This is a genomic window from Streptosporangium sp. NPDC049078 (assembly GCF_040648855.1).
In the GTDB taxonomy this organism is placed as follows: Bacteria; Actinomycetota; Actinomycetes; order Streptosporangiales; family Streptosporangiaceae; genus Streptosporangium.
Genome location: NZ_JBEZEL010000026.1, coordinates 61,783 through 85,548 on the forward strand (window position 1 = coordinate 61,783; position 23,766 = coordinate 85,548).

The following is a 23,766-nucleotide window of genomic DNA, read 5'->3' on the forward strand; positions in this document are numbered from 1 at the left end:
CACATGAGCACCCCTAGCGCCGAGCCGGTCCCGCTTCCCGCCAAACGGCGGGTGGCCCAGTTGGCGATGCTCGCATTCGCGGTCGCCATCGTGATGCTGGCGTACGCCAACGTGGGGTTGGCCCTCGACAACCAGATCCCATCGGGAATGCTCACCTACGGCCTCGGCCTGGGTGGTCTCATGCTCGCCGCCTACCTGGTCCTGGCGAAGTTCGCCCCCTGGGCCGATCCGCTGATCCTGCCGCTGGTGACGCTGGTCAACGGCATCGGGCTGGTGGTCATCTACCGCCTTGAGGCCTCCGGCATGCCGGGTGCCTCGGCCACCGGCCAGCTGCTGTGGACCGGCGTCGGGGTCGTCATGTTCTCCGTGACGCTGATCGTGCTGCGCGACCACCGCGCGCTGCAGCGTCTGACCTACACCATGGGCGCCCTCGGCCTCGCCCTGCTGATCTCACCGCTGCTGCCGTTCATCGGCCAGGAGATCAACGGCGCGCGCATCTGGATCGGCATCGCCGGTTTCACCCTCCAGCCCGCGGAGTTCACCAAGCTCGCCCTGGTCATCTTCTTCGCCGGCTATCTGGTCGCCAAGCGCGACGTGCTCGCCCTGGCCGGGCGGCGGCTGCTCTTCATCGACCTGCCCAGGGCCCGCGACCTGGGACCGGTCCTCATCACCTGGGGCCTCAGCCTGGGCGTGCTGATCCTGCAGAAGGACCTCGGCTCCTCGCTGCTGATCTTCGGCACGTTCATCGCGATGCTCTACATCGCCACCCAGCGCACCTCGTGGGTGCTCATCGGCATCCTGCTCTTCGTCGGCGGCGCGGTCCTGGCGGGGCTCATCTTCGACCATGTCGCGGCCCGCTTCGAGGTCTTCCTCGACCCGGAGAACCCGGAGCTGTACGACCGCACCTTCGGTGGCAGTTACCAACTCATGCAGGGCCTGTTCGCGATGGGGCAGGGCGGCGTTCTCGGCACCGGGCTCGGCCAGGGACATCCCAACCTGATCCCGCTCGCCTTCTCCGACTTCATCTTCACCGCCGCCGGCGAGGAGCTCGGCCTCACCGGGCTGATGGCCCTGCTGATGGTCTACGCCCTGCTGGTCGAGCGCGGTCTGCGCACCTCGATCGCGGCCCGTGAGCCGTTCTCCAAGCTGCTGGCCGGCGGCCTGTCGTTCATCCTCGCCTGGCAGGTCTTCATCATCGTGGGCGGCGTGACCAACCTGATCCCGCTGACCGGCCTGGTCACCCCGTTCATGTCCCAGGGCGGATCGGCGCTGCTGGCTAACTGGATCCTTATCGCGCTGCTGGTACGCATGTCGGATACGGCGAGGAAGCCTCCGCCCCAGGCCATCCAGGACGAAGGAATGACGCAGGTGTTCCAGCGATGAACGGTCCCCTCAAGCGCGCCGCCTTTGCCTGCCTGCTCATGTTCGGCCTGCTCATGATCAACGTGAACTACCTGCAGGCCGTACGAGCGGAGGATTTGCGCGACGACTCGCGCAACACGCGCAACTTCTTCGCACGGTACGAGGTCGAGCGCGGTCGCATCACCGCGGGCGACAAGATCCTCGCCGAGTCGATCGACACCGGCGACTCCGAGTTCCGCTTCCAGCGGCGCTATCCCGAGGGCAAGGTCTACGCGCCCATCACCGGCTTCTTCGCGCCGGAGAGCGAGCGCGACATGGAGCGGGCGGAGAACAGCCTGCTCGACGGGAGCAGCGCCGACCTGCTGATCCGGCGCAGCATCGACCTGTTCACCGCCAAGCAGACCAAGGGCGCCAACGTCGACCTGACGATCAACCCCAGGGCGCAGGAGGCCGCGTACAAGGCGCTGGGCGAGAGCGGCAAGAAGGGCGCGCTGGTCGCGATCGAGCCGAAGACCGGGGCGATCCTCGCCATGGTCTCGATCCCCACCTACGACCCAAACCTGCTGTCCAAGCCCAGCAAGGAAGACGTCAACAAGGCCTACAACAAGCTGGACAAGGACGAGGACAAACCGCTGGTCAACCGGGCCATCGAGCGCACCTACCCGCCCGGCTCGACCTTCAAGGTGGTCACCACCGCCGCATACCTGGAGAGCGACGACACGGTGGGGCCGGAGACCCAGGTGGACGCCCCGCAGCGTCTCGATCTGCCCGGCACCACCGCCGACCTGCCCAACTACGGCGGTGCGGCGTGCGGAGCCGGGGTGGTGACGCTCTCGTTCGCGCTGGAGAAGTCCTGCAACACCCCGTTCGGCAAGATCGCGATGGAGCTCGGCTACGACGCGCTGCGCGAGCAGGCGCTCAAGTTCGGCATCGGCGGCGACCCGATCGAGATCCCGCTGCCGGTCGCGGGCAGCGGCATCGGCCCCGAGGAGGACCAGGCGGCCCTCGCCCAGGCCTCGATCGGCCAGCGCAGCAACCAGATGACCCCGCTGCAGATGGCCATGATCGCCGCCGGCATCGCCAACAACGGCGTGGTCATGAAGCCGTACCTGGTGGACAAGATCGCGGACGCCGAGGGCGGCGAGATCGAGAGCGCCGACCCCGACGAGCTGGACACCGCGATGAGCGAGGACAGCGCGCGCAAGCTTCAGGAGATGATGGTCAACGTCGTCAACAAGGGCACGGCGAGCGCGGCGCAGATCCCGGGGGTGACGGTCGGCGGCAAGACCGGCACCGCCGAGACCGCGAGGGGCCGTGACCCGCACGCGTGGTTCATCTCCTTCGCCCCCGCCGAGGACCCCAAGGTCGCCGTCGCGCTGATCGTCGAGTCCGGGAGCGCCGGCAGCGACGCCTCCGGTGGTCAGACCGCCGCCCCGATCGCCAAGAGCGTGATGGAAGCGGTGCTGGGTAGATGACCGCGTTGCTCGGGGGCCGATACCGCCCGCTGGGGCGGATCGCGTCGGGCGGCATGGGTGAGGTGTGGCGGGCCGAGGACGAACTCCTCGGCCGTGAGGTCGCCGTGAAGCTGCTGCGTCCGCACGTGGCGGAGGATCCGGCCTTCCGCCTGCGGTTCCGCTCCGAGGCGCGCATCGCGGCCGGGCTGTCCGATCCCGGCATCGCGCAGGTCTTCGACTACGGCGAGGGTGAGGGCGTCGCCTACCTGGTGATGGAGCTGGTGCCGGGACAGTCCCTCGCCGGCATCCTGGCACGCGACGGCGCGCTGAGCCCGGAGATCACCCTCGACGTGGTCCGCCAGACCGCGATGGGCCTGCACGCCGCGCACCGCGCGGGGATCATCCACAGGGACATCAAGCCCGGGAACCTCCTGGTGACCGAGGCGGGCGTGATAAAGATCACAGACTTCGGCATCGCGCGAGCGCTGGAGGCCGTGCCGGTCACCCAGACCGGCATCCTGATGGGCACCGCGCAGTACGTCAGCCCCGAGCAGGCGTCGGGCGAGCCGCTCACGGCCGCCACCGACATCTACTCGCTCGGGGTGGTCGCCTACGAGTGCCTGGCCGGTCGGCCGCCGTTCCGCGCCGACACGCAGGTGGCGATCGCCCTCATGCACATCGGCGAGCCACCGCCGCCACTGCCGTCGAGCGTCCCTCCCGCGGTTCGCGAGCTGGTCATGGCGTGCCTGGCCAAGGACCCGCTGCGGCGCCCGGCCGGTGCCAGGGAGCTGTCGGAGCGGGCGGACATGCTGCTCGACGCGCTGACCTCCACCGGTTCCACCGGTCTCGGCATGCTCACCGACCCGGTGGGCTGGCGCGCGGAGCCCGCGAGCGAGTGGCCTCAGGAGGTCACCTCCGCCCTCGCCGTCCCTCCCCGGCCCGATTCCGGCCCCGGGGCGGGTGCGGGTGCCGGAGCGGGTGCGGGTGCCGGAGCGGGTGCGGGTGCGGGTTTCGGCGCGGGCGGGGGTTCCGGTCCCGGGCCCGGTCACGGCGCCGGCACGAACGGGGCGGGCGCGAACGGGGCGGGCACCGCTCCGGTGCGCGGGCGCCGCGGCCTGCGCAGGAAGACGGTGATCGTCGCGGCGGTCGCGGGGTGTGCCGCCGCGGTCGGGCTGGGCGCCCTCGCGGTCCACGAGCTGACGAGCCGGCCCGGTGACAACGAGCCGGGAGAGCCGGTCGTACGGTCGAGCCCTGCCACCAGGTCTCCGACGGCCAGACCGACGGAAACCAGGTCTCCGACGAGCAGACCGCCGCTCTCACCGACGAACTCGGCCCGCCCTTCGGTCACGCCGTCGGCTACGGTAAGCACATCGGCCACGCCCACCGTAAGGCCGAGTACGTCGCCACCGCCCAGCCCCAGCCCGACGCCCAGCCCGACACCCAGCCCGACGGTGACACCGAGCCCCACACCGAGCCCGACTCCTGAACCCGGTGACACAGAGCCACCGAACGAGGAGACGTGATGCGGGAACGGGTCGATGATGGACACCGGTGGCCCAAGAGCTCACCGGCACCCAAGATGAACGGTAAGGGACAGTGCAGGAAATGACTCAGCCCCGACGCCTCGGCGATCGCTACGAGCTTGACGGCGTCGTCGGGCGTGGCGGCATGGCCGAGGTCTATCGCGCCCGAGACATCCGGCTGGATCGGATCGTCGCCATCAAGACCCTCCGCGCGGACCTGGCCAGGGATCACATCTTCCAGGCGCGCTTCCGCCGGGAGGCGCAGTCGGCCGCGTCGCTGAACCACCCGTCCATCGTCGCGGTCTACGACACCGGCGAGGACGTCTCCGAGGGCGCGCCGGTGCCCTACATCGTGATGGAGTACGTCGACGGCCGCACGCTGCGCGACCTGCTGCGGGCCGACCGGCGGCTGCTGCCCGAGCGCGCCGCCGAGCTGGTCGACGGGATCCTGCGGGCGCTGGACTACAGCCACCGCGGCGGCATCGTCCACCGCGACATCAAGCCCGCGAACATCATGATCACTCGCAACGGCGACGTGAAGGTGATGGACTTCGGCATCGCCCGCGCGATGGCCGACTCGGCCGCGACCATGACGCAGACCGCCCAGGTGATCGGGACCGCCCAGTACCTCTCACCGGAGCAGGCGAGGGGCGAGCGGGTCGACGCCCGCAGCGACCTCTACTCCACCGGCTGCGTGCTGTACGAGCTGCTGACCGGGCAGCCGCCGTTCACCGGTGACTCCCCGGTCGCGATCGCCTACCAGCACGTGCGCGAGGACCCGATCCCGCCGTCGCAGATCGACCCCGACATCCCGCCGTGGGCCGACGCCATCGTGCTCAAGGCGATGGCGAAGGACCCAGCGCACCGCTACCAGAGCGCCGGGGAGATGCGGGCCGACATCCAGCGGGCGATGTCCGGCATTCCGACGGACGCCCAGACGATGGCCCTGAGCGCCAACAACGAGTACGGCTCGGCCACCCGGACGATGATGCAGCCGCCCGGCCCCGGCGGCCCCGCCACCCAGCGCACCACCGCCGTCCCCCCGTACGAGTACGGCGAGGAGGGCGGCGGCGGGCGCACCGGCGGAGGCGGGGGCGGCCGACGCCGGCAGCAGAGCGGCGGGAACACCGCGGTCAAGACCGCGGCGTGGATCATCGTCCCGCTGCTGATCATCGGTGCCTTCATCGGCGTCGGCGTCAAGTTCCTCAGCTCGCCCGGCGATCCCACCGCCTCGGCCAAGGTGACGATCCCGCAGCTGGTCTCGCAGACCGAGGAGGCGGCGACCAAGAAGCTGGCCGAGCTCGAACTGAAGGTGAAGACGGTCGAGGAGTACGACGAGGAGATCCCGAAGGGGTCGGTGATCGAGACCGATCCGGCGGCCGACGCCGAGGTCGACAAGGGCACCGAGGTGACGCTCAAGGTCTCCAAGGGCGTCGAGAAGGTCGAGGTGCCCTCCGTGCTCAACATGACCACGGAGGAGGCCAAGCAGGTCCTTGGGGATGCCGGTTTCAAGGTCAGCGTGCAGACGAAGGCCTCCAGCCGCAAGCAGGGAATCGTCTTCGAGACCGTGCCCGAGGCGGGCAAGAAGGCCAACAAGGGCAGCACCGTCCGGATCTACGTCCCCAAGGAGGCGATGGAGGTCCCGTCCGTGGTGAACCTCACGGTCGAGGACGCCACGAGAGCGCTCAAGGAGGCGGGCTTCAAGGCGAAGATCTCCGAGCAGCCGAGCGACCTGCCCAAGGGCACCGTGCTGAGCCAGTCTCCCGAGGCGGGCAGCAAGTATCAGCCGGGGACGACCATCACGCTGATCGTGTCGAGCGGGGCGCCGCCCCAGCCGACCGAGCAGCCGACCTTCCCCGACGAGCAGCCGACCGTTCCCGACGAGCAGCCGGATGAGACGCCCACGAATCCCGACGAGGGCACGATCTTCGACGAGGCGCCCAGTGACGAGTTCTGATCTGAGCACCTGACCGGATCATCCGATGGAGGCCCTCGCGACCGCGGGGGCCTTCGTCGTCTCCCGTCCTCCGACTCGGCGCGGTCTCCCGCTGAGAGGCACGCGAGCGGGAAATGTCCTGAAGGCGGGGGCCATGGGACGGGGAGGTCTGGAAAACAGGTGGGCCCTGAAACGGGGAAGAGCCCTTCCGCCACTCGGGGGCGATGGCGGAAGGGCTCTCACTGGTCAATCGTCCAGGATGGGTCCCGCGTTACAACAATCTTTCCAGCCAGTTTCCGAGCAGTTGACGACCGTGTTCCGAGATCACCGACTCGGGGTGGAACTGCACGCCCTCGACGGGGGCGGTACGGTGGCGCAAGCCCATGATCACACCGTCCTCGGTGGTCGCGGTGACCGTGAGGACCTCGGGAACCGTCTCTGGCAGGACCGCCAGCGAGTGGTAGCGCGTCATGGTCACCGGGGACGGCAGGCCGGCGAAGACACCCTGCCCGTCGTGCTCGATCGCGCTGGTGCGGCCGTGCACCAGTTCGGGGGCCCGCGCCACGGTCGCCCCGTGGGCGACGGCGATGGCCTGGTGTCCCAGGCAGACGCCGAGGAGCGGGATGCCGTGGGCCTCGCAGTGGCCGACGAGCGGGACGCTCACCCCGGCGTCCTCCGGGGTGCCGGGGCCGGGGCTGATCAGGACCCCGTCGAAGCCACGGGTGTCCTCGACCGTGACCCGGTCGCGCGGGCGCACGTCGCAGGTGGCACCGAGTTCGCGGAGATACTGAACGATGGTGTGGACGAAGCTGTCGTGGTTGTCGACGACGAGGACCCGGCTCATCGGCCCACGACGATCGAGGCGACGCGGTTCGTCGGGCCCTGGGCGGTCAGGAGGGTCCCGTTCAACGGCCCACACCGGTTCGTCGGGCCCTGGGCGGTGAGGAAGGTCCTGTTCAACGGTCCACGCCGGTTCGGCGGGCCGCGCCGGTTCGTCGGCCCGCGACGGCCGGTAGGACGCGGTTCATCGGCCCACGGTGGTCAGGTCGAGGGAGATGCGAGGTTCGATCCAGGGAAACACGACATACCAGAGTACGACGGCGACCAGCCCGACCAGCACCAGGGTGGCGAACACCCTGGTCACGAGGTTGCCGGGAAGCATCCGCCAGATCCAGCCGTACATGAGACCCGCCTTCTTTCCGATCTTGGTTACCCGGGCCGTACCGGGTGGTTCTCACGGCCTTCCAGCTCGCCGGAGACGATGAGGCGCTGGGCGGCCGAGTACTCCGGGTGGCAGGTGGACAGGGTGATCAGCGCTCTGTCCGGCTCGCGGCCCGGCTGGTCGGGGACCGGGGCGATCACGCCGATCTCGGAGGGGTCGACGACGCGCTTGCCGGTGACACGGTAGGTGTAGCGGGTCTCGCGGGTGTCGACCAGGATGAGATCGCCCCTGCGGAGCTCGTCGATGCGGTTGAAGGGAGCGGCGTAGGTGGTCCGATGGCCCGAAAGTACGAAATTACCGATTTTTCCTGGCATGGCGGTTCCTGGGTAGTGCCCGGGGCCCATCCTCAGCCGATCCTGGTCGACGCCCTCCACGATGGCGTACCGGTAGTCGTCACCGAGCCTGGGGATCGTCAGCATCGCCACCGCACCGCCCAGCCGGACCGGCCAGGCCGCCCTGTCCCGCCGCCCCCCTGCCTTCCCGCCCGGTGGGGCTTGCGCCAGGAGTTCCTCACGCAGCAGCGCCTGCTGCTCGGCTGTGTAGGAGCCGGTGCCCCACAGCAGGTAGGCGCAGAAGAGAAGGACGACCAGCCCCGCGGTGAGGCTGAGGTCGCCCAGAGCCCTCAGCGCTGCTCTCATGGGGGCAGGGTAGTGACGGGAAAGGCCGCCGCGGTGAGCCGGATCACGGGCCCGGCATAACATTTGCCACAGGATGGTGCCCTGTGGAATCGCCACGGCCCACCTGCGCCGACTATCCTTACACGGAACTTCACACGCTAGCGACCACGCTCACCGACACGGCCTGCGCACGATCCGGATCGCGCAGGGTTGACGCAGGAGAAGAACCCCAGTGCCCAAGCCCAAGACTCGTAAGAAGCCGGTCTACACCCCGCCGCAGACGTCACAGCAGATCAAGGTGAGCCCACGCTGGCTGGCGCCGGTCATGGTGACCTGCTGGATCGTCGGCATCCTGTGGATCGCCGCCTACTATGTGGCGCCCACCGCGCCCCTCCTCCGCGACCTCCAGAACTGGAATCTGCTGGTCGGGTTCGCGTTCATCATCTTCGGGGTGGTCCTGTCCACTCGGTGGCGCTAGCTTTTCCACAGGGATTGTCCACACCCTGGGGAAGCATCAGGGTGTGGAGATCAACCGAAGATCCCGAGCTCGGCCTGGACGGCGAACGGTGGCAGACCCAACACCATCGCGACCAGGACGACCAGCATCACCGCGCAACCTCCCCACTGGATCGCGCTGCGGTTTTTGGCGGGGGCGAAGGCGAAGATCACGGCGACCAGGGTGCCGACGATCAGACCGCCGAGATGCCCCTGCCAGCTGATGCCGGGGATCACGAAGGTGATCACGGCGTTCACGCCGATCAGCCAGAGCACGCCCTGGGCGTTGTAGCCGAGCCTCCTCGCGAGCACGAACAGCGCGCCGAACATGCCGTAGATCGCGCCCGAGGCGCCGACCGCGGCGATGCCGAACAGGTAGATCGCGACGGATCCGCCGAGCGCGGAGAGAAGATACAGCGTCAGGAACCTGGCCGACCCGAGGCGCCGCTCCAACTCGGGACCGATGACGTAGAGCGCCCACATGTTGAACAGGATGTGGGTCAGTGCCCAGCTTGAGCCACCCAGCGGCTGGTGCAGGAACGCACCGGTGATGAGGCGCCACCACTCGCCCTGATAACCGACCTCGTAGGCGTTCATCGTGAAGTTCGCGAGCACCCAGTTGGTGTTCACGGTCTCGACGGCGTACGCCAGGATGTTGACGATCAGCAGCGTCCAGGTGACCCGGGGGGTGGTGACCGCCCGGCCGCCGAAGACCGCCTGCGCCTGCCGCATGCCCCTGTTGCCCTCGTTCACGCACTCGGGGCACTGGAAGCCCACCGAGGCGTCGCGCATGCAGTCGGGGCAGATAGGACGTTCGCAGCGCTGGCAGCGAACGTAGGTCTCACGTTCCGGGTGCCGGTAGCAGGTGGGGACAACGGTGTTGGGCTCGTTGGACGGCTGGGTGGTCATGTGTGTGGCTGGCCCCTTCGAGCGTGCTGTTATCCACAGACTGCCAGCCTATTCACGATCCCGAGCGCCTGTGCACCCGTGAACGGCGACTGAGCCGCACCGGGCGAAGCCCAGGTCGAGGTGAGACGGTCTCGGACGAGCGAATCCGAGGGACGGGGCGGGGCCGAGGGAAGATGCGGGTCTGAAGGACAGGGCGGGTCCGAAGGACGGGGCGGGTCCGAAGGATGGGGCGGAAAGAGCCGGGCGAAGACCGAAGCGAGGACCGAGGACCGAGGCTGCACGGGACCGGCGCGTCCGAGGGCGGGGCCAGCGGGGCCGGACGAGGGTGTGCGGGAACGCGAACGGCGGCCTCCGACGGAGGCCGCCGAGCATGAGATCAGCTCTGGACGCGCTCGATGGTCACCGACTCCAGGACCACGGGCTCCGTGGGACGGTCACGGGCGTCGGTGTCGGTCTTGGCGATGGCGTCGACGACGTCCTGGCCCTCGATCACCTCACCGAAGATGGTGTGCTTGCCGTTCAGGTGCGGCGTGGGCACGACCGTGATGAAGAACTGCGAGCCGTTGGTGCCGCGGCCGAACTGGACACCGGCGTTGGCCATGGCGAGCAGGTAGGGACGGTTGAAGTAGAGGTCCGGGTGGATCTCGTCGTCGAACTTGTAACCCGGGCCTCCGACGCCCTGACCCAGCGGGTCGCCGCCCTGGATCATGAATCCCGAGATGACCCGGTGGAAGATCGTGCCGTCGTACAGTTTGGCGGTGGACTTCTGGCCGGTCTCCGGGTGCACCCACTCGCGGGTGCCCTCGGCGAGCTCGACGAAGTTTCTCACGGTCTTGGGCGCGTGATCCGGGAAGAGCTGGACCTTCACGCTGCCGCGGTTGGTGTTGAGGTTCGCGATCAACTTCTCAGCCATGATCGGACTGCCCCCTTCAGGTCGTAGGCAATACCTGAGCAACGTATTGCTTTTGTGGCACTTTGACGATTTCGGCCGTGGCCGCATCCCCAAGCATCCTCCCACGGGCCGTCATGATTGAGCCGCCTTCGAGCGGGAAGGGGTGGCGACGGGGCCCCAACGAATGGGGAGGTTGTTGTGCCTCTAGCACTGTTTGGAAAGCGCCACATGAAGATCGTGGCACCGGAAAGGCGGCTGCGCCACGTGAAGGCTCAGGCCGTCCGAGCTGCGGATCGGGTCGGCCCAATGGCCAGTCATGCCCGTGACGCGGCAAGTCAGCACGCACATGACGTAGCCCTTCAGGCTCGCGATGTGGCCGGTCAAGCCCGTGAGATGGCCGGTCAGGCCCGTGAAGTGGCCGGTCAGGCCTGCGGCATGGCGAGTGAGAAGATCATCGTGGCACGTGGGTGGGCGGCACCGAGGCTTGACGCCGCCGCGCACTCGATCGAGGAGCAGCTCGCGCCGAAACTCAGCGCCGCGCTGTCCCAGGCCGCCGCGAGGATCGATCCCACTCCCGTGAAGTCCAGGAAAACACCGATGTTCCTGCTGTTCACGGGCATCGCGATCGCCGCGGCGGGCTACGTTCTGTACCGCAAGAACGCCGACCAGTGGGCGGACACTCTGAAGGAGAGCGCCTCCGACGCGTCCCAGTGGGTGGGTCAGAAGACGGAGGCGGTGGCCGGAAAGACCTCCGGCGCGGTGGACGACGCCGTGAAGAAGGCCGAGGAGGTCGGCGCCAAGGTCACCGACAAGGCTGCCGACATCAAGGCCGAACACGCGTCGCACACGTCGCAGACGCCGAAGAGAACCCCTTAGGGGACGGGGCGCGCCTCTCGGATGACCGGGCTCCCGCTCGGCCCCCGGACATGGCGCGCAACCGATCACGGCGTACGACGTCGGCAGAGAGTACGGCTCGCGCCGCGAAGGTGCGGGCCGTACTTTCGTGTGGCGGCCCGTCGGCCGTATTTCCGCGCGGTACCCCATTGATCGAACTTCCGGGTGGCGACCCGTTGACCGATCACCAAGCACTTGTTAGAACGTGTTCCCCGGCCCAAGGAGCACCGATGACGCTGTCGCCCCTCGACGACCATCCCGTACACCAGTCGTCCGAGGTGATGCGGCACGTCACGACGTCGGACCGCAATTTCTACGACCGGTACTACTTCAACTGCCACGCCGGATCCGACGAGCTGATGCTCATCGTCGGTCTCGGCCAGTATCCCAACCTCGGGGTCACCGACGCGTTCGCCTGCGTGCGCCACCGGAACCTGCACCGCGTGGTCAGGGCTTCCCGGGAGCTCGGCGACGACCGGATGGACACGAGGGTCGGCCCGTTCAGGGTCGAGGTGATCGAGGGACTGCGACGGCTGCGGGTGGTGCTCGACCCCACGGAGCACGGCCTGTCCTTCGACCTCACCTGGGAGGGCACCGTACCGGCCACGCTCGAACCCCGGCACTTCCTGCGCTGGCAGGAGCGCGTGGTGTTCGACTCCTCGCGGATGGCCCAGACCGGCCGGTGGACCGGGCACATCCTGATCGGCGACGAGCGTGTCGAGGTCACCCCCGACCGCTGGCAGGGCACCCGCGACCGCTCGTGGGGCATCCGCCCCGTCGGCGAGCCCGAACCTCCGGGCATCCAGGCGCGCAACGCGGGGACTTTCTACTGGCTCTACACGCCCGTCCGGTTCGACGACCACGCCATCCTCTGCATCATCCAGGAGGACGAGAAGGGCCGCCGAGTCCTGGAGGAGGCGGTGCGCGTGTGGGGGTTCGGGTCCGCGCGGGAGGGTGAGGAGGAGTATCTCGGCCGTCCCGAGTATCGCCCGACGTACGTGGACGGCACCCGGGAGGTGCGCGAGGCGACGATCTCCTTCTCCCCGCCGGGCGGGAAGCCCTTCGACCTGCACTGCGTCCCGATTCTCCCGGTGCACCTGATGGTGGGCACCGGATATGGCCTGGAATCGGATTGGAAGCACGGCATGTACCAGGGTTCCCACCCGGTGGTCCAGGGCGTCACCCACACGCTGCCCGAGGACGCCCAGAAGATGTGGGGCATGGTCGACGCGGTCGGCCGCTTCGAGTACGACGGCCGGATCGGCTACGGGTTGTACGAGTACTGGGCCCTGGGGCCGCACCCGTCCTTCCCCGAAGGTTGAACACCGCGTCCCCTTCGGGAGGTCTTCCATCGCGCGGAGTCCGTTCTTCCCGAGTCCGGGCACGAGCGATGGAAGACCTCCCGGAGGGTGAACCGCACCGTCCCCCGTACGGCGCGGACTCCCGGGCCGGTCCTGCGGTCGCTCGCGGTCGTTCCCGGTGACTCCGCGGTCCGGCGGTTCTGTAGCCCGGTGACTTCGTGACCCGGTGGCTCCGTGACCCGGTGGCCACGGACCTGCCAGGCTTCCCGGATCGTCTCCGAGCAACCGGCTGCGAACCGGCCGGACCATTCCCGCACGGATGCCCCGGCCGGCTCGCAGGTCTTCACGGGGACGCCTCTCCGCTCGCACGGCGTCCCCGCGAGGTCACTTCTCCTCGGCCTTCATGACGCAGGTGACGGTGGGCACGTCGCCCTCCGAGGACTTCTGCGCCACCCTCACCTCGGTGACCGCGTCCCCGTCGGGGACGGGCACGGCCGTGGAGAGCGTGGCCGTCTCGCCGGACTCCGGTACCCCTGCGGGAACGGCGGGCACGGCCATGACCGTGACGTCCTCGGGCAGGGCGGAGGGCTCCGCGGCCGGCTTCACCGCCCTGAAGTCCTTGGTGATCGTGACGCGGCCGGCTTCGGCCTTCCTGGCCTCACCGGTCTCCCCGAGCGGCGGGGCGGGGACGGCGGGCACCGCGAGAGCGGCTCCGCCCTTCTCCAGTTCCTTGCGCTCGGCCTCGGTGAGCGTGCGCGTCGTCAGGCTTATCTTGCCGCCGCCCTCGCAGTCGACGAGCCGCGCGACACCATCCTTGGGCAGGGGCGCGGGGGTGGGGGTGTCGGCACTGGCGGCCCCGGTCAGCGTGGCCATCAGAGCCCCCGCGGTCACCACGGCGGCGGCGAGCATGCGAATACGCATGTGTTTGTTCTCCTTGTCAGACGGATCGATGTCAGGCGGATCGATGAACGAATCGGGAAGCGGACCGGCCCGCGGTTCCGGAGACCACAGCTTCCCGCCCGCTGCCTGAACCCAGGCTGAAGGCGCCGGAAGTCGTCTTCAGGTTGGCTTTAGCCGCGGTACGGCAGTCTGAGCGGCATGCGCGTGCTGCTGGTTGAGGACGAGAAACGCCTGGCCCATCTCCTGAAGGAAGGGCTGGCAGGCGAGGGGTTCGCCGTCGACGTCGCGTACGACGGGCGCGACGGCCTGTGGATGGCGACCGAGAACCCGTACGACGTGATCGTGCTCGACGTCATGCTGCCCCGGATGAACGGCTACGCCGTCTGCGCCAAGCTCCGCGACGCGGAGAACTGGACGCCGATCCTGATGCTGACCGCCAAGGACGGGGTGCACGACGAGGCCGAGGCCCTGGACACGGGCGCGGACGACTTCCTGTCCAAACCGTTCTCCTACGTGGTGCTGCTGGCCCGGCTGCGCGCGCTGGTGCGCAGGGGCGGCGGGGCGCGGCCGGTGTCCATCGTGGTCGGCGACCTGACCGTCGATCCGGCGGGGCTCCGCTGCCGCCGGGGCGACACGGAGATCTCCCTCACGCCCAAGGAGTTCGCGGTCCTGCACGGCCTGGCGCGCAGACAGGGCGAGGTCGTCTCCAAGAGCGAGCTGCTGGCCCAGGCGTGGGACTTCTCCTACGACGGTGACCCGAACATCATCGAGGTCTACGTCAGTGCGCTGCGCCGCAAGATCGACGCTCCGTTCGGCCGCTCGTCACTGGTGACCGTGCGCGGCGCCGGCTACCGGTTGGAGGCCTGAGATGGCATCGCGTCTTTCCGTACGGCTCCGGGCGACCCTCGCGGCCACCGCGATCGTCGCGGTCGCGCTGGGAGTGGCGTCGGCGGTGCTCGTCGGCGTGCTGACGGGGAGCCTCACCCGCAGCGCCTCCGACGAGGCCACCCGCCGCGCCGCCGCGACCGCCGACGTCCTCGCCGGTGGCACGGTGATGCTCGACGTTCCGGCGATCGACGTCACGCGGGCCGCCGTTCCCGCGACGGCCGAGGCTCCGTCGGCCACCGTGGTGACCGTCACCGGAACGCGGGCCGGGGTCCTCCGGCATTCGGAGGCGACCCTTCTCGATCCCGACATCAAGATCTTCACGCACCCCGTATGGCCGGCTCCGGCGGTCGCGGGCCCATCGTCCGAGAGGAAGGGCACGACGTCACCCCCGGAGGTGGCCATCCGGGGCACGGCGGACGAGCCGTCACCCCATGCGGCGGCAGCGAAAGGTACATCGGACGCGGCGCCACCCCCGGAAGCGGCCGTGAAGGGCACCGCGTCCCCCTCGGAAGCGGCGGCGAAAGGCATCCCGTCACCCTCGGAGGTGGCGGCGAAGGGCACCGCGTCGCCCTCTGAAGCGGCGGCGAAGGGCACCGCGAACAAGGTGTCACCCCCGGCGGTGGCGCTGCGGAGCGTGGCGGGCGCGCCGGCGTTCCAACTCGCCGAGCCGGCGCCATGGGCGTCCGGCGACTCCTTCGCCCTCGCCACGATGCCGGTGGACACCGCGAACGGAACGTTGTTCGTGCAGGCCAGGGCATCGATGGAGCCCACGGTGGACGCCCTGAGGTCCCTGCGCGGCCTGCTGCTTCCCGGCATTCCCGCGCTGCTCCTGCTGGTCGCCGTCCTGACCTGGCTCACCGTCGGCCGGGCGCTGGCACCGGTCTCGGCCATCCGCGCCGAGGTGGCCGACATCACCGCGAACGACCTGCACCGAAGGGTCCCCGTACCGAGATCGCGCGACGAGATCGCCCGCCTCGCCGAGACCATGAACAGCACACTCGACCGGCTCGAACTGGCCGTCGGCCGGCACAAGCGCTTCGTCGCCGACGCGGCCCACGAGCTGCGCAGCCCGCTCGCCATCCTGCGGACCCGCCTGGAGCTGGCCCAGCCGGAGCCGCTCGCGGCCGAGGCGCTGACCGACGTGGAGCGGATCCAGGCGCTCACCTCCGATCTCCTCCTGCTCGCCCGCCTGGACGCCGGTGAACCCGCCTGTCACGAGGAGGTGGATCTCGGCCAGGTGACCGCCGAGGAGGCGGCCAGGTCGAGGCCCAGGCCGGAGGTCAAGGTCACGCTGGAAGTGGCGGCCGACACCGTGGTCATGGGCTCCGCCGGCCAACTGCGCCGCCTGGTGGCCAATCTGGTGGACAACGCGGTACGCCACGCGGGTTCCACGGTCACCGTCCGGCTGGCCGTGGACGGCGGCGAGGCGGTGCTCGACGTGCGCGACGACGGTCCGGGCATTCCCGCCGAGCACCACGAGGCGGTCTTCGACCGCTTCACCCGGCTGGACGAGGCCAGGGACAGGGACGCGGGCGGTGCGGGGCTCGGGCTCGCCATCGCGAGGGACATCGCGGTACGGCACGGCGGGAGTCTGCGCGTCGCGGGGAAAGATCGCGAAGCCTGGCTACAGGCCCGTTTTCCTGTGATATGAACCCCTCAGGTGATCTATCACGGCGCCCTTCACTCCCCAGGAGGCCCACCATGCCCGCCCCAACCCGTCGACTGATGATCTTCCGAGGTCTCGCGGGCGGCGCCGCCGCCGTGATCGCGTCGGCCGCCACATGGGTACGCCCCGCCCAGGCGTCCTCGGAGACCCAGGAGTCCGAGGAGTCCGCCGGTCCCATCCTCGCCAGGACGAGCGGCATCCCCGTCGGCGGCGGCCGGATCATCAAGGGAACATGGGTGGTCACCCAGCCGGTGAAGGGCACCTTCCGCGCCTTCAGCGCGAAGTGCACGCACCAGGGCTGCACCGTCGCCACCATCCGCGGCGGGACCATCAACTGCCCCTGCCACGGCAGCAAATTCAGGATCGCCGACGGCTCGGTGGCCAGAGGCCCCGCCAAGCGGCCGCTGGCCCGCAGGAAGATCAAGGTATCCAAGGGGATCATCAGGCTGAGCTGACCGCTCGGCTTCAGACGTGGCGGGCCGGACCGCGCGAGCGAGCCAAGCAGGCGAGCCGAACGGAGCCGGCCGAGCGGGCAGGACGGGTGGGCCGGACGGGTGGGCCGTGACCGATGACCTCCCCGGACATCGGCGAAGGTTTCACGTGAATCAATACGCTTCGCCCGGCGGCCAGGACGGTCTTGGCGGATCGCACCCGCTCCCGAGGGGCAGGAGACGTCACTCCCGGGGCGGGACATCCGATGACCGCCCGGCCACGGGGAAAGCGGAGGCCGCCGGGAGCTCCCGCTCGGTGAGAGGCATCCGATGTCCGCACGGCGACGGGAGACGCTTGGCTTCCGCACTCGCGACCGGACGGCCCGCCACGCGCACCCGGTGAACGTTTTCCGAAATATCTAATTGATATCGTCACATAACGCCACCGGGGAATATATGAATATTTACCCGAGAAAATCCATCCGAGATAACCCGTGAATCGCATGCGGATGTACAAGTCTCACTCTCCGGCAAGTAATGTCAAAGGGTTGATCGCGCCTGACGGCGGATAGACGTCACACCATGCGAGGCACAGTTCGACGTTCCCTGATCACCGGCACCGTCTTCGCCCTGGCCACAACCCTCCCCTTCGGCATCGCACCCGCCGTGGCCGACCCAACCCCCGACTCCCGGCACCTCCCACTCCCGGATCAATTCACGGTCCTCAGAACGGGCAGCAGGGGAATGGAGGTGCACAACGCGAAGAAAAGACTCAAGGATCTGGGATTTTCCCCGGGGAATCTCAGCCCTCTGTACGACTCCGCTCTGCGAATGACCGTATGGGCGTTCCAGAAGGCGAACGGATTGAAACCCGTCGACAGAATCGACCTGCCGACCTGGCAGGCTCTCCTGCGCCCTCGCCGGATCAGGCCCCTGGTGACGTACGGGGAGCGGGAAAGGGCCGAGATCGATCTGCGGCGCCGGCTCCTCGTCGCGTGGAGAGACGGGAAACCCGTGCTGGTGACCCACATCTCCACCGGCGCCCGCAGGCCGTACTGCGAGAAGGGCCACTGCGGGTTCGCCTCGACCCCGATCGGCGACTACCGGGTGGGAATGCGGGTCCCCGGCTGGTCCACGGGGATCCTCGGGGCGATGTTCTATCCCGTCTACTTCAACGGCGGCATCGCGATCCACGGTTCCACCCTCGTCCCCCGCTTCCCCGCGTCCCACGGGTGCGTCCGGGTCCCGCTGCACAACGCCCTCGACCTCTACCGGTTCCTTCAGCCGGGGACTCCGGTGTACGTCCGCCGCCCGGAGGCTCCCATCGGACGTGCGATGAGGGTTCGCGGGGAGCGGCGCCCGCGAATCCCGAAGGCACGACCTGTCGAGGCTCCGCACCACTCGTCCAAGAAATCCTCGCGTCCAGGGCTCTCCACCGGCCGGCGGACGGGAGGTGACACCGGTGGCCGCCGGTGAGCGTGCGGGCGCATCGGAGCGGGGAGGTCGTGGCCGGGTGGTGCGGGCGCCTGTGACAAGCCGTGCGGGCCTGGCCCGGCTCGCGGTGCGCCCCCACCTGCGCGCGGACGCCTGGCGACGAGCCGTGCGGGCGCCCCGCGCCGGTTCCGCCGCGAAAATCCCGGCCTGTACGCCGATCGAGCCGATCTCGGGGGCTTAGAACCGATGCCCCGAGGTGATGATGAGGATGTCGGCTGATCATTCCGAAGGGCGTGCATCGTGATACCAACCATGATCCTGTTCGGCCTGGTCTTCGGGCGCTGGTGGCGCGCCTCCCTCCTCGCCGCCGCCGTGTTCTGGCCCGTGGTGCTCCTGGCCGGCGACGCGATCGGGCTCGACGGGTCACTCATGACGGCGGCCGCGCTGGGAGTGCTCAACGTCTCCGCCGGGGTGGCGATCCACCAGAGCGTCCTGTGGATCGTGAGGAACACGATCACGCAGCGGCCGCGGGCGAAGAATCCCTGACGCACTTCCCTGCGAGGAGGGACGCTGTCGCGCACATTCGACGCGCCCTCCGGTGGCCGGACGAGAACGCCCCGGCGAGCCGACGGACCCACGGTCGAACACGTCCCCGACTCCCCGGCCACCTGGCGGCGTCCGGCGATCGACATCACCCACGGGCGTGTCTTCAGGACCTGATCCCCTCCAGGATCACCTCTTCGAGCACGATCGAGGTCATCGAGCGATCGCGCGTGTTGTACTGCCCTCCGGTGATGGCGACGACCAGGTCCAGCGCGGGCGCCACGTAGATCACCTGGCCGCCGTTGCCCGACCCTCCCTTCCACGTGTCGCCCGAATACCAGTGGTAGCCGTAGTGGAGGTCCTCGGCGATCCGCACGTGCGGGTGCAGGGCCGTCTTCAGCCAGGACGAGGGAACGACGTCGCCGCCCCCTTCGAGCACGAGCCGCCCGATCGAGAGAAGGTCGCGGGGGGTGAGCCGCAGTCCGGCGGCGGCCATCGCCGTCCCGTCCTCGCCGGACGACCACTCGAAGCGCGTGATCCCCAGCGGTTCGAACAGCCTGGTACGCGCGTAGTCCTCCAGCGCCCGTCCGGTGCCCTTCGCGATGAGCCGCGCCACCAGCGCGGAAGCGCCTCCGCAGTAGGACCACTTCGTGCCCGGCTCCTCCACGATCCGCTGCTCCAGGACGTAGCGGAAACGGTCGGGAGACAACTCCATCGCGATCTCACTGTTCGCCGTGCTCGTGTAGGGGGCGCTCTCGTCCCACTCCAGGCCGAGCGTCATGGTGAGGGCGTGCTCGACCGTGAGCGCGGCGCGCCGGGGATCCTGCGGGAGGTCCGAGTATTCGGGGAAGTGCCTGAGCAGTGGCTCGCGCGGCTCCGGCACCTCGCCGTCGGCCAGGGCGATGCCGTACAGGAGTCCGACGACGCTCTTGGTGATCGAGCGGAGGTCGTGGAGCGTGTCGGGCGTGAAGCGCACCCGGCCGAGCGGCTCGTTCAGCTTGAAGTCCTCGCCCTCGCCGTAGTGCTCAAGGATCACCTGGCCGTGGCGGACGGCGACCACGCCGTGGAGGTCGGGCACCCGGCCCTGCTCCACGGCCAGGGCGAGACGGTCGTTGAGTGTGTCGCTGCTCATGGTTCCGTTCTACGCCCTGCCACCGTGTCAGGATCAACCCCTCGTCGATCACGACGCGCGTGGAGAACCGGGGCCGTTCGCGCCCGCCGGCCGTGCCTTTCTCGCCTCGTTTCCGGCAGGCCCCCTGCGGGACCGCGGACCGCGACGGGACTTCGCCGGGCGAACGCGGTCGGCCGGGGCCAGGCGAGTGCGTCCGCTTGCGGATAATCCGGAACGGTACCGGTTGGCTATGGTGAGGAGCATGACCGCGATGGCACCCGCCCGTACCGAGCCGGATCTCTCCTTCCTGCTGGACCACGCCGGCCATGTCCTGCGGACCCGGATGGCTGCGGCGCTCGCCGAGATCGGGCTCACCGCACGGATGCACTGCGTGCTGGTCCACGCCCTGGAGGAGGAGCGCACGCAGATCCAGCTCGCCGAGCTCGGCGACATGGACAAGACCACGATGGTGGTCACGGTCGACGCCCTGGAGAAGGCGGGCCTCGCCGAGCGCCGCCCGTCGAGCACGGATCGGCGGGCCCGGATCATCGCGGTCACCGAGAAGGGCGCGCAGGTCGCGCGGCAGAGCCAGGAGATCGTCGACGGCGTGCACAGGGCGGCCCTGGCCGCGCTGCCGGGAGACGAGGGCGAGGTGCTCGTACGAGCCTTGAAGCGCCTGGTGGCCGGACATCTCGCCACCCCCGTGGAGGCACCGCAGGGAGTCCGGCGGGCACGGCAGCGCACAAAGTGAATCCATAGAGGATCGTCTACAACAAAACTATCTGCTACGGTCTCTCCTGTTCCCCTCGAACAGGAGGCGACCCCATGTCGCGTACCGCACCTTCCGCACGCCCCGCCGATACGTCTCCCTCGCGCTGGACGGCGCTCGCCGTGCTGTCCGCCGCGATGTTGATGACGATCCTGGACGGCAGCATCGTGACCGTGGCGATGCCGACCATCCAGGCGGACCTGGGCTTCTCGCCCGCCGGGCTCAGCTGGACCGTCAACGCCTACCTCATCGCCTTCGGCGGGCTGCTCCTCCTCGCCGGTCGGCTGGGCGACCTCATCGGCCGCAAGACCATGTTCCTCGCGGGGAACACGGTCTTCGCCGCCGCGTCGCTACTGGCCGGACTGTCCACAGGGCCCGGCATGCTGATCACCGCCCGGTTCCTGCAGGGCGTCGGCAGCGCGATGGCCTCGGCGGTCGTGCTGGGCATCCTGGTGACGCTGTTCACCGAGCCCGGGGAGCGCGCGAAGGCGATCGGCGTCTTCAGCTTCACCGGCGCCGCCGGAGCCTCGATCGGCCAGGTCCTGGGCGGGGTCCTCACCGACGCGCTCAGCTGGCACTGGATCTTCTTCGTCAACCTGCCGATCGGGCTGGTCACGATCGCGATCGCGATCCGGGCGCTGCCGGGCGAGCGCGGGGTCGGGCTCGCCGCCGGAGCCGACGTCCTCGGCGCCGTGCTGGTCACCGGCGGGCTGATGCTGGGCCTCTACACCGTGGTCAAGATCGAGGAGTACGGCTGGCTCGCCACCCACACCCTCGGCCTCGGCGCGGTCTCGATCGCCCTGCTCGCCGCGTTCCTCGTCCGCCAGGCGACCGCGAGGACCCCGCTGATGCCGCTGCGGATCCTCCGCTCGCGCAACGTCTCAGGCGCGAACCTCGCCCAGATCCTGACGCTGTCGGCCATGTTCGCCCTCCAGATCATCGTCGCGCTCTACATGCAGCGGGTCCTCGGCTACGGCGCCCTCGACACCGGCCTCGCGATGCTCCCCGCGGCGGTGGCGATCGGCGGCGTGTCCCTGTTCCTCTCCGCCCGGCTCAACACCCGTTTCGGCGAGCGCGCCGTCCTGCTCGCGGGCCTGGTGCTCCTGTTCTGCGCGATGTGCCTGCTCACCCGCGTACCGGTGAGCGCGAACTACGTCACCGACCTGCTCCCGGTGATGCTGCTCATCGCGGGCGGCGGGCTGGTGCTCCCGGCACTCACCACGCTCGGCATGTCCGGCGCGGGGGCCGACGACGCGGGCCTGGCGTCCGGGCTGTTCAACACCACCCAGCAGATCGGCATGGCCGTCGGCGTCGCGGTGCTGTCCACGCTGGCCGCCCGGCGCACCGAGGAACTGCTCTCGGCGGGAGAGAGCACGGCCTCCGCGCTCACCGGCGGCTACCACCTCGCCTTCGGTGTCGCCGCCGCCCTGCTCCTCGCCGCCTTCGCCGTCGCGCTCGTCGTGCTGCGGCAGCCCGGGCCGGTCAGAAGAGGGTGAGCGGCTCGGCGGGCATGGGCTCGGGCAGCGGCTCGACCTCCGGCAGCAGGGCCCGTACGTCGTCGTGGAAGCGACGGGCGAGCGTGAGCGCGTCGGCGTTGTCGGGGGTGTGCACGAACACGGTCGGCGAGCGGCCCTCGCGCAGCCAGCCGGTGACCGTGCCGATCCAGTGCTGCCAGCCCTTGATCGTGCTCTCGGTGTCGTCCCTGCCGAGGTAGCGGACGATCGGCCGGTCGGTGAGGGCGACCGACCGGAGCGGCATCCGGGGCTTCCTCGACCACGCCTCCCGTTCGGTGTCGCTGGTCGGAGGGCTCCGGAAGAGCGTCGTGGTGTCGAAGGGCACCCACTCGGCGCCGACACCGGCGAGAACCCCTTCGAGAAGCCGCGCGGACCGCGCGTCGTCGAAGAACGCGCGGTGGCGGACCTCGACGGCGTACCTGTGCGAACGAGGGAGCCGGTGCAGAAAAGCGGCGAGGGTGCCGAGGTCGGTCGGGGCGAACGACCCCGGCAGCTGGATCCAGAGGGCGTGGGCTCGCGGCCCGAGTGGCTCGATCGTCTCCAGGAACGACCGGACCTCCTCGTCGACGCCGGTGAGGCGCCTCTCGTGCGTGATCGACTTGGGCAGCTTCACCACCAGCCGGAAGTCGGGCGCGGTCTGCCTCGCCCACGACTCCACCGTGCTCCTCGACGGTGTCGCGTAGAACGTCGTGTTGCCCTCCACCGCGTTGCACCAGGACGCGTAGGCCCGCAGGCGCTCTCCCGGCGGGAGCGGGTGGGGCAGGAAGTTCCCCTGCCATGACTTGAGGGTCCACATCGCGCATCCCACATGAAGCCGCATGACCTCGACGCTATCCAAGGACGGGAGCGAACCGGGCGTCGTACGTTAGATCCATCATCCGACCGGGCATCCCGATAGACCATCGCATTCGCGACAGATGGGATGTTTCCCAATGAAGGCGATATCTATCGCGGCAGGGGTCCTGGCCATACTCATGGCGGCCCCGCCCCCGGTGGCGGCCGAGATCGGAGCCGGGACCGGCGCCTCCCCGGCCTCCGCCTCCTCCGCGAAGCCGGCCTATCCCACCGAGTTCTCCCTTCCCGACGGTTTCCAGCCGGAAGGGATCGCCATCGGCCCGGGGCCGTCCGCGTACTTCGGCTCGCGCGGAACCGGCGCGATCTACCGCGCCGACCTGCGCACCGGGAAAGGCCGGATCATCAATCCGGGACCCGGCACCCCGTCGCTCGGTCTCAAGGTCGACCCGCGCGGGCGGCTGTTCGTCGCCGGCGGCACGGGCGGCGACGCCCGCGTGATCGACACCCGCACCGGCAAGGTGCTCGCGAGCTACCGGCTCACCACCGGCGCCGCGTTCGTCAACGACGTCGTGCTCACCCGCGACGCGGCGTACTTCACCGACTCGGCCAACCCCGTGCTGTACAGGCTGCCGTTCGGGCGCGGGGGAGCGCTGCCCTCCCAGGCGGCGAAGGTGCCGCTGAGCGGGGACATCGTCTACACGACCGGCAACAACGCCAACGGCATCGCCCAGACCCCCGACGGCAAGGGCCTGCTCGTCGTGCAGTCCAACACCGGCAGGCTGTTCCGCGTCGACCCCTCGACCGGAGTCGCCACCCTGGTGGACATCGGCGCCGAGTCCCTGGAAGGCGGGGACGGCCTGCTGCTGGAGGGCCGTACCCTCCACGTCGTACAGAACCGCCTGAACCTCCTCACCTCCCTCTCCCTGGACCGCGCCGCCACCTCGGGGAAGGTGATCCGCAAACTCGTCGACGAACGCTTCGACGTTCCCACCACCGTCGCCTCCTTCCGCGACCGCCTCTATCTCCCCAACGCCCGTTTCACCACGACCCCCACCCCGACGACCCCGTACAACGTGGTGGCCGTCAAGGGGCACTGATCGTTCCTCTCGT

At 69.5% G+C, this 23,766-nt stretch carries 23 protein-coding genes; 15 read left to right on the plus strand and 8 right to left on the minus strand.

All coding sequences use genetic code 11. The features are described 5' to 3' along the window. Nucleotides 1-3 precede the first annotated feature (3 nt). From AB0B90_RS35335 to pknB, 4 genes are all read left to right on the plus strand, one after another. Entirely contained in the window at nucleotides 4-1,383 is a 1,380-nt protein-coding gene (locus tag AB0B90_RS35335; RefSeq protein WP_350942012.1) for an FtsW/RodA/SpoVE family cell cycle protein, read from the plus strand. Then, nucleotides 1,380-2,837: a penicillin-binding protein 2 gene (locus AB0B90_RS35340; protein ID WP_350942011.1), complete on the plus strand. Its 1,458-nt coding sequence runs from the start codon at nucleotides 1,380-1,382 to the stop codon at nucleotides 2,835-2,837. Before AB0B90_RS35335 ends, AB0B90_RS35340 begins: the two co-directional genes overlap by 4 nt. After that, on the plus strand, nucleotides 2,834-4,339 hold the full coding sequence (locus AB0B90_RS35345) for a protein kinase (protein ID WP_362926449.1): 1,506 nt from the start codon (nucleotides 2,834-2,836) through the stop codon (nucleotides 4,337-4,339). The genes AB0B90_RS35340 and AB0B90_RS35345 overlap by 4 nt, the downstream gene beginning before the upstream one ends. 82 nt (nucleotides 4,340-4,421) lie before the next feature. Next, nucleotides 4,422-6,296 (plus strand): Stk1 family PASTA domain-containing Ser/Thr kinase, encoded by a 1,875-nt coding sequence (pknB, locus tag AB0B90_RS35350; RefSeq protein ID WP_362926450.1) that lies wholly within the window; start codon nucleotides 4,422-4,424, stop codon nucleotides 6,294-6,296. 250 nt (nucleotides 6,297-6,546) lie between these two features. On the opposite strand, the gene AB0B90_RS35355 is transcribed toward pknB, so the two are convergent. The 3 genes from AB0B90_RS35355 to AB0B90_RS35365 all read right to left on the minus strand — a co-directional run bounded on the left by AB0B90_RS35355 (nucleotide 6,547) and on the right by AB0B90_RS35365 (nucleotide 8,135). Then, nucleotides 6,547-7,119, minus strand: a complete 573-nt coding sequence (locus AB0B90_RS35355; protein ID WP_362926451.1) for a gamma-glutamyl-gamma-aminobutyrate hydrolase family protein — start codon at nucleotides 7,117-7,119, stop codon at nucleotides 6,547-6,549. 180 nt (nucleotides 7,120-7,299) lie between these two features. Then, on the minus strand, nucleotides 7,300-7,458 hold the full coding sequence (locus AB0B90_RS35360) for a hypothetical protein (protein ID WP_350942005.1): 159 nt from the start codon (nucleotides 7,456-7,458) through the stop codon (nucleotides 7,300-7,302). 26 nt (nucleotides 7,459-7,484) lie between these two features. Further along, nucleotides 7,485-8,135: a class E sortase gene (locus AB0B90_RS35365; protein WP_350942004.1), complete on the minus strand. Its 651-nt coding sequence runs from the start codon at nucleotides 8,133-8,135 to the stop codon at nucleotides 7,485-7,487. 211 nt (nucleotides 8,136-8,346) lie between these two features. Between AB0B90_RS35365 and AB0B90_RS35370 the strand changes: the two genes are divergently transcribed. Continuing rightward, a complete protein-coding gene (locus AB0B90_RS35370) occupies nucleotides 8,347-8,592 on the plus strand; it encodes a cell division protein CrgA (RefSeq protein ID WP_350942003.1) in 246 nt (81 codons plus the stop codon). A 50-nt stretch (nucleotides 8,593-8,642) separates the two neighbouring features. Here AB0B90_RS35370 and AB0B90_RS35375 read toward each other — a convergent pair whose 3' ends face one another. Together AB0B90_RS35375 and AB0B90_RS35380 are read right to left on the minus strand one after the other, a co-directional pair. After that, entirely contained in the window at nucleotides 8,643-9,518 is an 876-nt protein-coding gene (locus AB0B90_RS35375) for a rhomboid family intramembrane serine protease (protein ID WP_350942002.1), read from the minus strand. Nucleotides 9,519-9,894: 376 nt separating this feature from the next. Further along, nucleotides 9,895-10,431, minus strand: a complete 537-nt coding sequence (locus AB0B90_RS35380) for a peptidylprolyl isomerase (RefSeq protein WP_350942001.1) — start codon at nucleotides 10,429-10,431, stop codon at nucleotides 9,895-9,897. 207 nt (nucleotides 10,432-10,638) lie between these two features. Between AB0B90_RS35380 and AB0B90_RS35385 the strand changes: the two genes are divergently transcribed. Both AB0B90_RS35385 and AB0B90_RS35390 read left to right on the plus strand, forming a co-directional pair. Further along, nucleotides 10,639-11,286 (plus strand): hypothetical protein, encoded by a 648-nt coding sequence (locus AB0B90_RS35385; protein ID WP_362926452.1) that lies wholly within the window; start codon nucleotides 10,639-10,641, stop codon nucleotides 11,284-11,286. A gap of 248 nt (nucleotides 11,287-11,534) precedes the next feature. Then, nucleotides 11,535-12,626 carry a hypothetical protein gene (locus AB0B90_RS35390; protein ID WP_350941997.1) on the plus strand — a complete coding sequence of 364 codons (1,092 nt, stop codon included), beginning with the start codon at nucleotides 11,535-11,537 and terminating at the stop codon, nucleotides 12,624-12,626. Between the two features lie 363 nt (nucleotides 12,627-12,989). Here AB0B90_RS35390 and AB0B90_RS35395 read toward each other — a convergent pair whose 3' ends face one another. Continuing rightward, entirely contained in the window at nucleotides 12,990-13,526 is a 537-nt protein-coding gene (locus AB0B90_RS35395) for a hypothetical protein (RefSeq protein ID WP_350941996.1), read from the minus strand. A gap of 177 nt (nucleotides 13,527-13,703) precedes the next feature. Between AB0B90_RS35395 and AB0B90_RS35400 the strand changes: the two genes are divergently transcribed. From AB0B90_RS35400 to AB0B90_RS35420, 5 genes are all read left to right on the plus strand, one after another. Continuing rightward, nucleotides 13,704-14,372: a response regulator transcription factor gene (locus tag AB0B90_RS35400; protein WP_350941994.1), complete on the plus strand. Its 669-nt coding sequence runs from the start codon at nucleotides 13,704-13,706 to the stop codon at nucleotides 14,370-14,372. Between the two features lies 1 nt (nucleotide 14,373). Continuing rightward, entirely contained in the window at nucleotides 14,374-16,044 is a 1,671-nt protein-coding gene (locus AB0B90_RS35405; RefSeq protein ID WP_362926453.1) for an ATP-binding protein, read from the plus strand. A gap of 50 nt (nucleotides 16,045-16,094) precedes the next feature. Beyond that, on the plus strand, nucleotides 16,095-16,514 hold the full coding sequence (locus AB0B90_RS35410; protein ID WP_350941990.1) for a Rieske (2Fe-2S) protein: 420 nt from the start codon (nucleotides 16,095-16,097) through the stop codon (nucleotides 16,512-16,514). A 720-nt stretch (nucleotides 16,515-17,234) separates the two neighbouring features. After that, nucleotides 17,235-17,966 carry a L,D-transpeptidase family protein gene (locus AB0B90_RS35415; protein WP_362926470.1) on the plus strand — a complete coding sequence of 244 codons (732 nt, stop codon included), beginning with the start codon at nucleotides 17,235-17,237 and terminating at the stop codon, nucleotides 17,964-17,966. Between the two features lie 258 nt (nucleotides 17,967-18,224). Then, nucleotides 18,225-18,470 carry a hypothetical protein gene (locus AB0B90_RS35420; protein ID WP_350941987.1) on the plus strand — a complete coding sequence of 82 codons (246 nt, stop codon included), beginning with the start codon at nucleotides 18,225-18,227 and terminating at the stop codon, nucleotides 18,468-18,470. A 163-nt stretch (nucleotides 18,471-18,633) separates the two neighbouring features. Here the strand turns inward: AB0B90_RS35420 and AB0B90_RS35425 are convergent, their stop codons facing one another. After that, a complete protein-coding gene (locus tag AB0B90_RS35425) occupies nucleotides 18,634-19,599 on the minus strand; it encodes a serine hydrolase domain-containing protein (RefSeq protein ID WP_362926454.1) in 966 nt (321 codons plus the stop codon). Nucleotides 19,600-19,840: 241 nt separating this feature from the next. Between AB0B90_RS35425 and AB0B90_RS35430 the strand changes: the two genes are divergently transcribed. Then, nucleotides 19,841-20,329: a MarR family winged helix-turn-helix transcriptional regulator gene (locus AB0B90_RS35430; protein WP_350941984.1), complete on the plus strand. Its 489-nt coding sequence runs from the start codon at nucleotides 19,841-19,843 to the stop codon at nucleotides 20,327-20,329. A 74-nt stretch (nucleotides 20,330-20,403) separates the two neighbouring features. Then, on the plus strand, nucleotides 20,404-21,843 hold the full coding sequence (locus AB0B90_RS35435) for a DHA2 family efflux MFS transporter permease subunit (RefSeq protein ID WP_362926455.1): 1,440 nt from the start codon (nucleotides 20,404-20,406) through the stop codon (nucleotides 21,841-21,843). On the opposite strand, the gene AB0B90_RS35440 is transcribed toward AB0B90_RS35435, so the two are convergent. Continuing rightward, entirely contained in the window at nucleotides 21,830-22,681 is an 852-nt protein-coding gene (locus AB0B90_RS35440) for a DUF72 domain-containing protein (RefSeq protein WP_362926456.1), read from the minus strand. The genes AB0B90_RS35435 and AB0B90_RS35440 overlap by 14 nt on opposite strands. Before the next feature lie 112 nt (nucleotides 22,682-22,793). Here AB0B90_RS35440 and AB0B90_RS35445 point away from each other — a divergent pair, with 112 nt between their 5' ends. Continuing rightward, complete coding sequence (locus AB0B90_RS35445; RefSeq protein ID WP_362926457.1) at nucleotides 22,794-23,753, plus strand: superoxide dismutase; 960 nt, start codon at nucleotides 22,794-22,796, stop codon at nucleotides 23,751-23,753. Nucleotides 23,754-23,766: the final 13 nt, after the last annotated feature.

Bases quoted from the DNA above. Each gene is read 5' to 3' on its own strand.
- AB0B90_RS35410 (WP_350941990.1), top strand. From the start codon at position 16,095: ATGCCCGCCCCAACCCGTCGACTGATGATCTTCCGAGGTCTCGCGGGC.
- AB0B90_RS35400 (WP_350941994.1), top strand. From the start codon at position 13,704: ATGCGCGTGCTGCTGGTTGAGGACGAGAAACGCCTGGCCCATCTCCTG.
- AB0B90_RS35390 (WP_350941997.1), top strand. From the start codon at position 11,535: ATGACGCTGTCGCCCCTCGACGACCATCCCGTACACCAGTCGTCCGAG.
- AB0B90_RS35425 (WP_362926454.1), bottom strand. From the start codon at position 19,599: ATGAGCAGCGACACACTCAACGACCGTCTCGCCCTGGCCGTGGAGCAG.
- AB0B90_RS35355 (WP_362926451.1), bottom strand. From the start codon at position 7,119: ATGAGCCGGGTCCTCGTCGTCGACAACCACGACAGCTTCGTCCACACC.
- AB0B90_RS35335 (WP_350942012.1), top strand. From the start codon at position 4: ATGAGCACCCCTAGCGCCGAGCCGGTCCCGCTTCCCGCCAAACGGCGG.
- AB0B90_RS35340 (WP_350942011.1), top strand. From the start codon at position 1,380: ATGAACGGTCCCCTCAAGCGCGCCGCCTTTGCCTGCCTGCTCATGTTC.
- AB0B90_RS35360 (WP_350942005.1), bottom strand. From the start codon at position 7,458: ATGTACGGCTGGATCTGGCGGATGCTTCCCGGCAACCTCGTGACCAGG.
- AB0B90_RS35440 (WP_362926456.1), bottom strand. From the start codon at position 22,681: ATGCGGCTTCATGTGGGATGCGCGATGTGGACCCTCAAGTCATGGCAG.
- AB0B90_RS35415 (WP_362926470.1), top strand. From the start codon at position 17,235: ATGGAGGTGCACAACGCGAAGAAAAGACTCAAGGATCTGGGATTTTCC.
- AB0B90_RS35405 (WP_362926453.1), top strand. From the start codon at position 14,374: ATGGCATCGCGTCTTTCCGTACGGCTCCGGGCGACCCTCGCGGCCACC.
- AB0B90_RS35445 (WP_362926457.1), top strand. From the start codon at position 22,794: ATGAAGGCGATATCTATCGCGGCAGGGGTCCTGGCCATACTCATGGCG.
- AB0B90_RS35365 (WP_350942004.1), bottom strand. From the start codon at position 8,135: ATGAGAGCAGCGCTGAGGGCTCTGGGCGACCTCAGCCTCACCGCGGGG.
- AB0B90_RS35375 (WP_350942002.1), bottom strand. From the start codon at position 9,518: ATGACCACCCAGCCGTCCAACGAGCCCAACACCGTTGTCCCCACCTGC.
- AB0B90_RS35395 (WP_350941996.1), bottom strand. From the start codon at position 13,526: ATGCGTATTCGCATGCTCGCCGCCGCCGTGGTGACCGCGGGGGCTCTG.
- AB0B90_RS35435 (WP_362926455.1), top strand. From the start codon at position 20,404: ATGTCGCGTACCGCACCTTCCGCACGCCCCGCCGATACGTCTCCCTCG.
- AB0B90_RS35385 (WP_362926452.1), top strand. From the start codon at position 10,639: ATGAAGATCGTGGCACCGGAAAGGCGGCTGCGCCACGTGAAGGCTCAG.
- AB0B90_RS35345 (WP_362926449.1), top strand. From the start codon at position 2,834: ATGACCGCGTTGCTCGGGGGCCGATACCGCCCGCTGGGGCGGATCGCG.
- pknB (WP_362926450.1), top strand. From the start codon at position 4,422: ATGACTCAGCCCCGACGCCTCGGCGATCGCTACGAGCTTGACGGCGTC.
- AB0B90_RS35430 (WP_350941984.1), top strand. From the start codon at position 19,841: ATGACCGCGATGGCACCCGCCCGTACCGAGCCGGATCTCTCCTTCCTG.
- AB0B90_RS35380 (WP_350942001.1), bottom strand. From the start codon at position 10,431: ATGGCTGAGAAGTTGATCGCGAACCTCAACACCAACCGCGGCAGCGTG.